Source organism: Opitutia bacterium KCR 482 (genome assembly GCA_029269845.2).
In the GTDB taxonomy this organism is placed as follows: Bacteria; Verrucomicrobiota; Verrucomicrobiia; order Opitutales; family Intestinicryptomonadaceae; genus Merdousia.
In genome coordinates, this window is sequence record CP149973.1 from 1,375,410 (window position 1) to 1,385,000 (window position 9,591).

The window sequence follows — 9,591 nt, forward strand, 5'->3', positions numbered from 1 at the left end:
TGACTTTTAGCGGGTCGCGAAAAATAATCAATTAATTGAAGCGGCAAATACTCCCGCCGCCTCGTGTAAATTATAAAAATTATGAAAAAATCGTTTTTTACCCTCTCCATTTTATCCGCGGCGATTTCGGCAATGTCGATGCAATTCTACTGCGGCGAATACGACGCCGCAAACAGGAATGTAAAGTGGTCGAATTGCATTTGGGGCAACAACGTAAACTTCAAAACCGAACCGCTGAAAGGCAAGCCGGGGCCTGCGGACTCCGTCACAGTGCGCCCCGGAAACTGGAATTTTGAAATAGACGGCAACTATAACGTGGGGACTTTCCATACGGGCGACGGCTCGACAAGCATCGCCAAGGGAAGAAACTTCAAGGTAAAACGCAGAATAGGGATTTCCATAGCGTGCTATAACGCCGGCATGACAAAACAGAAATGGGAACGCTGTTCGGTTGAGGGCGGCTCGTACGAAGTAACATTCTGGACGGAGGCAAAGAGCGCGGGCAAGGCGCACCTTTCGCTTTCCGACACAAAATTCAACATTAAGGGCGACTTCATTTGCACAATTCCCGCAAACCCGATTATCAAAAACGCAATCAGGGCGGGCGTGGAGGTTTTGCTCGAAGGCGCAAGCGACATGCAGTTCGGCGGCGGCGCAATGATAGACTCAATCATCGCCGACGAAAACGACCAGTGGTTCTTTAAGTGGACATTCAAGGAAAAGGACGGAAAAGTTCCGCACGCGCTCTTCAACCGCCGCGCGCAGTTCGCGAAATGCGATATAGAAGTGGACGTTTCCGACAAAGTCAAAAGCGGCAAATACGGTCTTATCGAATTCGCGGACAAGCGTTCGGGCATTACCGCGCCGCGCAGCGTGGTAGTAAACGGAGCGGAAGTGAAGCTCGGCGACACTTTCAAAGTGGGCAAACGCACGGGCAAGGTCTACTTGGGCGCGTTCGGCAAAGACTCCAAAACGGAAAACGACCTCGTTCTGGAAATCTCCAAATAGGAAAAAATCAAGCTTCGCCGCCGTCGGGCGGACACAAAAAAAACCGCAGTTTTTTAACTGCGGTTTTTGCTTTTTTGCAAAGCTACTTGTGCTTTGCCTTCGCAAGCATTTGGGCGATTGCAAAACGCGCAACGGCTTCAAGCCGCTCCATTTCGTCGTCGTCGACAACCCTGTTTTTCTTGGCGTCTTCGACCGCCTTCAACGCCTGCGCCCTCGCCTTTTCGATGTCGCCCATGTCGAGATGCTCGACATCTACGGCTGCCTCGGTGAGAACGGAGACAGTGTCGCCCATTATCCGCGCATAACCCCTGTCGATTGCTATGTCTTCCTCGCGCCCGTTTATGACCGCGCCGACGCCGCCCGCTTCGAGCATTGTAATGAGCGGAATGTGCCCAGCCAGAATCTGGATTTCGCCGCTTGTCGTGGGCAGCGTAATAGACTCTACGTTGTCGTTGTGCCAGACAACGCCGTCGGGAGTTATTATTTCCAGCGCGAGTGCCATTTCTATTTGCCCCTGTTCTTTTCGGCGGCGGCGAGAACGTCGTCGATAGTTCCTTTGAGAAAGAAATCGTTTTCGTTCACATGGTCGAGCTTGCCGTCGAGAATCATGCCGAAGCCGCGCACCGTTTCCGAAACGGGAACGTAAACACCGGGGACGCCGTTGAACACTTCCGAAACGAACATCGGCGCGGAAAGGAACTTCTGCACCTTTCTTGCGCGCGATACCACAAGCTTGTCTTCGTCGGAAAGCTCGTCGATGCCCAAAATTGCGATGATGTCCTGCAAGTCCTTGTACTTTTGGAGTATCTGCTGGACTCCGCGCGCAACCCTGAAATGCTCTTCGCCGACGATGTCGGGCGAAAGCGCGTTGGAGTTCGACGCAAGCGGGTCGATTGCGGGGTAAATACCCAATGCGGCAATCGAGCGGTCGAGAACGATTGTCGAGTCGAGGTGCGCGAAGGTGTTTGCGGGCGCGGGGTCGGTGAGGTCGTCCGCGGGAACGTAGACGGCTTGGAACGACGTAATAGAGCCTTTTTTAGTGGAGGTAATGCGCTCCTGCAACTCGCCCATTTCCTGCGCGAGGGTCGGCTGGTAGCCGACCGCCGACGGCGAGCGTCCGAGCAATGCGCTGACTTCGCTTCCCGCCTGCGAGAATCTGAAAATGTTGTCGATAAACAGAAGAACGTCCTGCCCTTCGCCGTCGCGGAAATATTCCGCCATGGTAAGGGCGGTGAGCGCCACGCGCATACGCGCTCCCGGAGGTTCGTTCATCTGCCCGTAAACGAGCGAAACTTTCGACTTTTCCGGCTCTTTTTCGTTGATGACGCCCGACTCTACCATTTCGTGGTAGAGGTCGTTGCCCTCTCTCGAACGTTCTCCGACGCCCGCGAATACCGAGAACCCCCCGTGCGCCTTTGCGATGTTGTGGATAAGCTCCATGATGACGACGGTCTTGCCGACGCCCGCGCCGCCGAACGCGCCAACCTTGCCGCCTTTGAGGAAGGGGCAGATGAGGTCGATTGGCTTTATGCCCGTTTCGAGGATTTCCGCCCGCGTGCTCTGCTCGGTAAGCGGCGGTGCTTTGCGGTGAATGGGCAGGCGTTCCTTTGCGGAAACCGCGCCCTTTTCGTCTACGGCGTCGCCCGTGACGTTGAAAATTCTGCCGAGCGTGCACGAGCCAACGGGAACGCTAATCGGAGCTCCCGTGTCCGCTGCCTTGCCGCCGCGTTTGAGACCTTCGGTGGAGGTCATCGCGACCGTCCTCACGACGCCCCCGCCCAGCTGCTGCTGGACTTCGAGCACGATTTCCGACTTCTTTCCGCCGACTTCGATTTCGGCTTTCAAAGCGTTGTAAATTTGCGGAATGGCGTCCGTCGGGAACTTTACGTCAACGACTGCGCCTATGACTTGTGTGATTGTGCCGATTGTCATTTTTGCCTTGTTTTAAATTTTACCCGTTGTTGTTTTCCATAGCCTGCGCGGCGGAGGCGAGTTCGAGAATTTCCGTCGTAATGGCCTCCTGTCTCGCCTTGTTGTACTCAATGGTGAGCGAGTGCACGAGCGCGTCGGCGTTGTCGCTTGCCGACTTCATCGCGACCATTCGCGCCGAGTGCTCCGACGCCTTTGCGTCCAACGCCATGTGGAAGAGCGCCTGCTTTATGTAGTACTGCGGAAGCTCGTCCAGAATGGCTTTCGGCGACGGCTCGAAAAGGATTTCGCGCGAGTCCTCCGCCTTTTCGGCGGTGTCGAGCTTGTAGCTCTTTCTGAGCCTCTTCACGAAGTCGTCTATATTGTCGACGGGCGCGATTTTCACCAGAGTCGGCTCCTGTTTGAGCGTGTTGATGTAGAGCGGATACAGCACTTCGAGCGAGCCGATGTCGCCCTGCTCTTTCGCGAGTTTCATTGCAAACTCCGCGATTTTCCTGACCTCCGAGAATTTAACGTGGTCGCTAATCGAAAACTGCGCTTTCAGCGGCTTGCCGATTCGGGCAATGAACCGCGCCGCGCGGTTGCCCACAGCAATGTATTCGGCGTCGCCGCCGAGTTCGAGAATTGTTTTGAAGAGGTTTGTGTTGAGCGCGCCGCAAAGCCCCTTGTCGGTCGAGAAAACGATGATAAGGCGTTTTGTGCGGTTCTTGTCGGGGTTGTTTCCGTCCAAAACCGAGCCGATTTGCTTTATTACGGTTTCGGTCATGTCCATCAGAAGCGTTGCGTAGGCGCGGCCGTTTTCGGCGGCCTGCTGCGCCCTGCGCATTTTGGAGGCGGCGACAAGCTCCATGGCGTGGGTAATCTGTCCCGTCCCCTTCACCGCTTTAATGCGGTTTCTGATTTCCCTCATTCCTTTCATGGCGTGCCTTTACGCGAATGTTTTGCGCCAGTCGTCGCACATGGCTTTAAGTTCGGCGGCGAGGGCGTCGGAAATTATCTTTTCCTTCGCGATTTTCGCGACCGTGTCTTTGCCGCGCGTCGCGGCGAAATTTTCGAGGCTCGTTTCGGCGTCGGAGATTTTCTTTACATCGATTGAGTCGAAATATCCGTTCTGCAAAGCCCAGAGCACCGCGATTTCAATTTCGACGGGCTTCGGCGAGTTGTTTTTCTGTTTGAGGATTTCGACGAGCCTGTCGCCCTTGTCTATTATCGCCTTTGTGCGGGCGTCGAGGTCCGAGCCGAACTGCGCGAACGCCGCAAGTTCTTTGTACTGCGCGTATTCGCCTTTGAGCTTGCCCGCGACCTGCTTAAAAGCCTTCATCTGCGCCGACGAACCCACGCGCGACACCGAGATGCCGACCGAAATTGCGGGGCGGACGCCCTGGTTGAAAAGGTCGGTTTCAAGGAATATCTGGCCGTCCGTAATCGAAATTACGTTTGTGGGAATGTACGCGCTGACGTCGCCCTGCTGCGTTTCGATGATGGGAAGCGCGGTGAGCGAGCCGTTGCCGTTTTGCTCGTTAAGACGCGCCGAGCGTTCGAGAAGTCTCGAATGCAGGTAGAAGACGTCGCCGGGGTAGGCTTCGCGCCCCGACGGGCGTTTAAGCAGAAGCGAAACTTGGCGGTATGCCGCCGCGTGTTTCGAAAGGTCGTCGTACACAACGAGCGCGTCCATGCCGTTTTGCATGAACCATTCGCCCATGGCGCAGCCCGAATACGGCGCAATGTAGAGATTTGCGGCGTTTTCCGACGCGCTTGCCGCAACGATAATCGTGTACTCCATCGCGCCGTGCTTTTCGAGAAGCTGTATGGTGCGCGCGATGTTTGCGTTTTTCTGCCCGATTGCCACGTAAATCGAATAGACGGGGCGGAAATCGGGGTCTCCCGACGCAAGCCCCTCCCTGTTTATCCGCGCCTGATTTATGATTGTATCGAGCGCGATTGACGTTTTGCCCGTGCAACGGTCGCCGATGATGAGTTCGCGCTGTCCGCGTCCGACGGGAATCATTGCGTCCACTTCGAGAATGCCCGTTTGGAGCGGCTGGTTGACCGAGCGGCGCGGGAGAATTCCGGGGGCGATTTTCTCCACGGGGTAGAATTCGGAGCTTGCGATGTCCCCCTTGCCGTCAATCGGGCGTCCGAGAACGTCCACGACTCTGCCCAACAGAGACTTGCCGACGGGCACGCTGAGCAGTTTGCCCGTGGTTCTCCCCTCGTCGCCCTCGTTGAGGTTCGACGCGTCGCCGAGCATGACGCAGCCCACTTCGTCTTCGCCCAAGTTGAGCGCGATTCCGAAAATGCCGTCCTTGAAGCTTATCATTTCGTTGTACATGGCTTCGCTCAGACCGTCCAGACGCGCCACGCCGTCGGCGATTGCGACAATCTTGCCGACGTTGCTCTTGCGGTTTTGGCTCTCGATTTTCTCGATGCGCGAGCTTATCTCGTTAAGTATCTCATTCATCTTTTCTTGTAAATTAAAGTTATCGGAGGCTTTCGAGGTCGGACTTCACCGAACGCTCCCAAATGTCGTCGCCGCAGGTGATTCGCACCCCGCCCAAAAGGCCGCTGTTTTCGACTTTCCTGAACACGATTCCCGCCCTGCCCGTCTGCTCGGCGACAAATTTTTTTATGCCGTCGAATGCTTCGTCCGAAATCGCTCCCGAAGATTCCACAAGCGCCTCGCCGCGCCCGATTGCGGGTTTTAGCAGCGTTGCGTATGTGCGCAAAAGCGGAACTTTGCGGGCTTCGGGCACGTTCGCTTCTACATAGTCGCAAACCGCCGAGACGCGGGCGGAGTCCACCCTCCCGTCCGTTCCGAGCGATTCCTCTACGAGTATTTTTGCGAGTGCGCGTGTTTTCACCTTATTTCTTCAACTCCTTTGCGGCAAGATTGGCAAGTTCGGCGCGCTGTTTGTCGTCGAGGATTTTGCCGACGACCGCCTCCGCTGCTTCGGCGACAAGCTCCGACAGTTCCGACTTCAATTCGTCTTTCATGCGGACTTTGTCGCGGGCAAGCTGTTCGTCGTTGCGCTCGCGGATTTCCGCCGCCTTTGCCGACGCCTCGCGCGCGGCGCGTTCGACGGTCTCCTTTGCGTCGTCGCGCGCCGATTTCAGGATTTCCGCGGCTTCGGCAGTCGCCGCCGCCGTTTTTTTGTCGGCCTCCGACTGCGCCTTGGCGAGTTTCTGTTTTGCGTCTTCGGCGTCTTTCAAGCCCTGCTCGATTTTCGCCTTGCGCTCGTTCGACGCGGCGATTACCGGCTTGAATACAAACCTGTACAACGCCGCCGCAACAATCGCAAACGACACCCCTTGGCTGACCAGCAACTGCCACTCAACCCCGAACTGCGACAGAAAACCGAGCGGGTTTCCGCCCGACGCTAATATTGCGGACATATTCCGACGTCCCTTTTATTTGCCGAGGAAGAGCGCGTAGAACGCAACGGCTTCCGCCAGAGCCATTCCGAGAATGCCCAAAACCATGATTTTACCGAACGCCCCCGGATTGCGGCCCACCGCGTCAACCGACTTCATGCCGACCAGCGCTACGCCGAGAGCCGCGCCCATGCAGCCGAGCGCGCCCTGTATGCTGCCGCTTATCGAGCCCATTTGATTTACCGCATCTGCCAATATGTTCATCATTGTCTTTTTCTTTTGTTTGGTGTTTTAATGTTCCTCCTCCTGCCCTGTCAGCAGTCCGATATAGACGGCGGTCAGCAGTGAGAAGAGAAAAGCCTGTATCAGCCCTATCAGCATTTCGAGCAGATAGAACGGAATCGGAATCAGCCACGACGCCCAGCGCGGCAGTCCTATCGCGAGGTTGTGCATGTTTTCAAGCAGAACTTCGCCGCCGAAATTGTTTCCGTAAAGTCGGAACGAGAGCGAAAGAAGCCTCATGAGAATCGAAACTACGTCTATGCAGCCGACCGCGAAAAATACTAAAAACAGCGAGAAGTAAATCGGCAGGGCGATTTCCTTTTTGTCCGCCTTGTTGCCGAATGTGTCTTTCAAAAACCCTTTGACGCCCACATACTTGCCGACAAAATATATCCACGCGCAAAACGAGATTATCGCCAGCGCAAGTGTCGTGTTGAGGTCGGTGTTTGCGGGTCTTAAAAACGGCACGAATTTCTTGAACGTGCCCGCCTCTCCCTCGACCGCGCGGAAGCCGTCCGCCAGATATTCCGCCGACTGCGCCGCGGCGTTTGTCGCAATCTGCTCTTCGCCTATCGAGCCGACCCCCGGGAGGAGTCCGCTCCAATTCATGATGAGAATGTAGGCAAAGAAACCCAAGAGCAGCGGGAATGCGCCCTTGAACGCCTTTTCGCCCATGAGCGGCTCGAAAATCGAGCGAAGCCCGTCAACCATGCTCTCTATTATTTGCTGTCCGCACCCCGGGACGGTTTTCGCCCCGCCGCGAATCAAAAGCCTGAACAAAACGATAATCACGAGCGTGAAAATCCACGTTGTGAGCATTGAGTTTGTAACGGGAAAGCCGCCGATGTCGAAGAGGTATTCGCCCTTTATTGAAGAGGCGAAAGCGGGTGTCGTGCCGAAAAGGACGGCGCACACAGCCATAACGGAAATCTTTATTGTTTTTCCCATATCCGCTCTATATTTATTGGTATAAAACTTGCCGACGGGCGAACATTGTCAACATTTTTTTCCGCCCCAAGCTTGCTGAATCTCGGTTTTTTTTGTTTTTTATCGGCAAACTCGGGCGTGGAGGGGGTCTGTCGAGCCGCCTTTCTTTGATTCCGAAGACGGCGTTCCCGCTTCAATCTTTTCGTCCGCCGCCGTCCCGCGCCTCCTCGGGCTTGCCGCGCCGGCAATGTTCCACATGGAACATTTTTTGCTCCCGCGCGGGCGGTTCGCTCTATTATATAATAGAGCGGCGCCGCCGAGGGCGCTTGCTTGTTCCGTTTGCGCCGCTTCCGCGGCGCAAAAAATTCTTGCGCCGAAGCCCAAAACGTCGAAAATTCCGAAAATGCTTAATTTAAGTAAAGAATCGCCATACGACGTCATTGTGTGCGGCGCGGGACACGCCGGTTGCGAAGCGGCTCTCGCCGCCGCCCGCATGGGGGCGAACACCCTCCTGCTTACGGGCAACGCCGATACCGTCGCGCAGATGAGCTGCAACCCCGCAATCGGCGGGCTTGCCAAGGGGCATATTGTCCGCGAAATCGACGCCCTCGGCGGCGAAATGGCGGTCAACGCCGACGCGACGGGTATCCAGTTCCGCGTTCTCAACTCGTCGAAAGGCCCGGCGGTGCAGTCGCCCCGCGCCCAGTGCGACAAAAAGGCGTACCAGTTCCGCATGAAGTCGGTTTTGGAGTCCGCGCCGAATTTGTCGCTCTTTCAGGCGGTCGCCACGGCGATTGACGTCGAGGGCGGCGTTATCCGCGGCGTCAAAACCAACCTCGGCGTCGAGTTTTTCGGCAAAACGGTAATTCTTACCACGGGCACGTTCCTCAAAGGGCTTATGCACGTCGGCTCGTCGAAGACCGTCGGCGGACGCATGGGCGACTTTTCCGCGCAGACGCTCTCCGACAGCATGGCTGAGGCGGGAATAGAAATCGGACGCCTGAAAACGGGCACTCCCGCGCGAATCCTCGGCTCGTCGATAGATTTTTCGAAGTGCGCCGTCCAGCACGGCGACTGCCCCCCCACCCTCTTCGGCTTTTACGACACGCGCGACGTTTCCGAACTGCCCGAACGCCGCGCGTTCGGCGCGCGCGCGGGCTTTTCTTCGGGTGAAGCGGCGGACGATAAAATGTTCCGCGTGGAACAGTCGCTTTCGTGGGCGGGCTTTGTCGGCTTCGGGCGCGAGCAGCTTGCCTGCTACGAAACTTCGACCAATTTGGACACGGCGTCGGTTATCCGCAAAAACCTCCGCCGCTCGGCGATGTACGGCGGCGAAATCAGGGGAATCGGGCCGCGCTACTGTCCGAGCATAGAAGACAAGGTCGTTCGTTTCGCCCACAAGGACGGGCACAGGCTCTTCCTCGAACCGGAGGGGCGTTTTACCGACGAGTGGTACATCAACGGGCTTTCGACGTCGATGCCGCTCGACGTCCAGCTTGAAATTTTGAAGACAATCCCCGGCTTGGAGTGCGCAAAAATGCTTCGCCCCGCCTACGCCGTCGAGTACGACTTCGCGCCGCCCACGCAGCTCCGCCCGACGTTGGAGTCGCGCATTGTGGAGGGGCTTTTCTGCGCGGGGCAAATCAACGGCACGAGCGGCTACGAGGAGGCGGCGGGGCAGGGGCTTGTCGCGGGCGCGAACGCCGCCGCCAAGGTTTTCGGCAAAGAGCCGCTAATTCTCAAACGGCACGAAAGCTACATCGGCGTTCTTATCGACGACCTCGTTTCGAAGGGAACGTCCGAGCCGTACCGCATGTTCACAAGCCGCGCCGAGTACCGCCTGCTTCTCAACCATTCGAGCGCGGAGTACAGGCTTTTTGCCCACGCCGAGCGCATGGGTCTGCTGCCGTCTGGCAGGGCGGCGAACGTAAGGGCGAAAATAGAGGCAATCGACAAGTGGGTTGCCGATTTCGAGCGCGACGGCACCGCCGCAAAAATGCGCCGCGCGGGCGGGCTTGACGGCGTTTCCGTTCCGTCGGCGTTTGCGAACCTCTCCGGCAACGTGAAAGAGGA

Annotated in this window: 10 protein-coding genes (1 of these 10 cut by a window edge); 2 read left to right on the plus strand and 8 right to left on the minus strand. The window is 56.8% G+C overall.

Annotated features, from left to right (window positions below; translation table 11 throughout):
- Positions 1 to 81 precede the first annotated feature (81 nt).
- Positions 82 to 1,008 carry a hypothetical protein gene (locus P3B99_005700; protein ID WYJ06706.1) on the plus strand — a complete coding sequence of 309 codons (927 nt, stop codon included), beginning with the start codon at positions 82 to 84 and terminating at the stop codon, positions 1,006 to 1,008.
- Positions 1,009 to 1,090: 82 nt separating this feature from the next.
- Here the strand turns inward: P3B99_005700 and atpC are convergent, their stop codons facing one another.
- Genes atpC through atpB form a run of 8 tightly spaced genes read right to left on the minus strand, consistent with a single transcriptional unit; the run spans position 1,091 to position 7,539 of the window.
- The gene (gene atpC / locus P3B99_005705) at positions 1,091 to 1,510 is read right to left on the minus strand and encodes an ATP synthase F1 subunit epsilon (GenBank protein WYJ06707.1); all 420 of its coding nucleotides are present in this window, start codon (positions 1,508 to 1,510) and stop codon (positions 1,091 to 1,093) included.
- 2 nt (positions 1,511 to 1,512) lie between these two features.
- Positions 1,513 to 2,940 carry a F0F1 ATP synthase subunit beta gene (gene atpD / locus P3B99_005710; GenBank protein WYJ06708.1) on the minus strand — a complete coding sequence of 476 codons (1,428 nt, stop codon included), beginning with the start codon at positions 2,938 to 2,940 and terminating at the stop codon, positions 1,513 to 1,515.
- A gap of 19 nt (positions 2,941 to 2,959) precedes the next feature.
- A complete protein-coding gene (atpG, locus tag P3B99_005715; protein WYJ06709.1) occupies positions 2,960 to 3,856 on the minus strand; it encodes an ATP synthase F1 subunit gamma in 897 nt (298 codons plus the stop codon).
- A gap of 9 nt (positions 3,857 to 3,865) precedes the next feature.
- Entirely contained in the window at positions 3,866 to 5,398 is a 1,533-nt protein-coding gene (gene atpA, locus P3B99_005720) for a F0F1 ATP synthase subunit alpha (GenBank protein ID WYJ06710.1), read from the minus strand.
- 19 nt (positions 5,399 to 5,417) lie between these two features.
- On the minus strand, positions 5,418 to 5,798 hold the full coding sequence (locus P3B99_005725) for a F0F1 ATP synthase subunit delta (protein ID WYJ06711.1): 381 nt from the start codon (positions 5,796 to 5,798) through the stop codon (positions 5,418 to 5,420).
- A 1-nt stretch (position 5,799) separates the two neighbouring features.
- A complete protein-coding gene (gene atpF, locus P3B99_005730; GenBank protein ID WYJ06712.1) occupies positions 5,800 to 6,330 on the minus strand; it encodes a F0F1 ATP synthase subunit B in 531 nt (176 codons plus the stop codon).
- Positions 6,331 to 6,345: 15 nt separating this feature from the next.
- Positions 6,346 to 6,576 (minus strand): ATP synthase F0 subunit C, encoded by a 231-nt coding sequence (locus P3B99_005735; GenBank protein WYJ06713.1) that lies wholly within the window; start codon positions 6,574 to 6,576, stop codon positions 6,346 to 6,348.
- A 24-nt stretch (positions 6,577 to 6,600) separates the two neighbouring features.
- Positions 6,601 to 7,539: a F0F1 ATP synthase subunit A gene (atpB, locus tag P3B99_005740; GenBank protein WYJ06714.1), complete on the minus strand. Its 939-nt coding sequence runs from the start codon at positions 7,537 to 7,539 to the stop codon at positions 6,601 to 6,603.
- A gap of 382 nt (positions 7,540 to 7,921) precedes the next feature.
- On the opposite strand from atpB, the gene P3B99_005745 reads away from it, so the two are divergent.
- A protein-coding gene (locus tag P3B99_005745) for an FAD-dependent oxidoreductase (GenBank protein ID WYJ06715.1) crosses the window boundary here: on the plus strand, positions 7,922 to 9,591 show its 5' portion. Its footprint extends 262 nt past the window's final position; only the first 1,670 of its 1,932 coding nucleotides appear in the window; it begins with the start codon at positions 7,922 to 7,924; its stop codon lies beyond the right edge, outside the window.

Bases quoted from the DNA above. Each gene is read 5' to 3' on its own strand.
- atpB (WYJ06714.1), bottom strand. From the start codon at position 7,539: ATGGGAAAAACAATAAAGATTTCCGTTATGGCTGTGTGCGCCGTCCTT.
- atpF (WYJ06712.1), bottom strand. From the start codon at position 6,330: ATGTCCGCAATATTAGCGTCGGGCGGAAACCCGCTCGGTTTTCTGTCG.
- atpC (WYJ06707.1), bottom strand. From the start codon at position 1,510: ATGGCACTCGCGCTGGAAATAATAACTCCCGACGGCGTTGTCTGGCAC.
- atpG (WYJ06709.1), bottom strand. From the start codon at position 3,856: ATGAAAGGAATGAGGGAAATCAGAAACCGCATTAAAGCGGTGAAGGGG.
- atpD (WYJ06708.1), bottom strand. From the start codon at position 2,940: ATGACAATCGGCACAATCACACAAGTCATAGGCGCAGTCGTTGACGTA.
- P3B99_005700 (WYJ06706.1), top strand. From the start codon at position 82: ATGAAAAAATCGTTTTTTACCCTCTCCATTTTATCCGCGGCGATTTCG.
- P3B99_005735 (WYJ06713.1), bottom strand. From the start codon at position 6,576: ATGATGAACATATTGGCAGATGCGGTAAATCAAATGGGCTCGATAAGC.
- atpA (WYJ06710.1), bottom strand. From the start codon at position 5,398: ATGAATGAGATACTTAACGAGATAAGCTCGCGCATCGAGAAAATCGAG.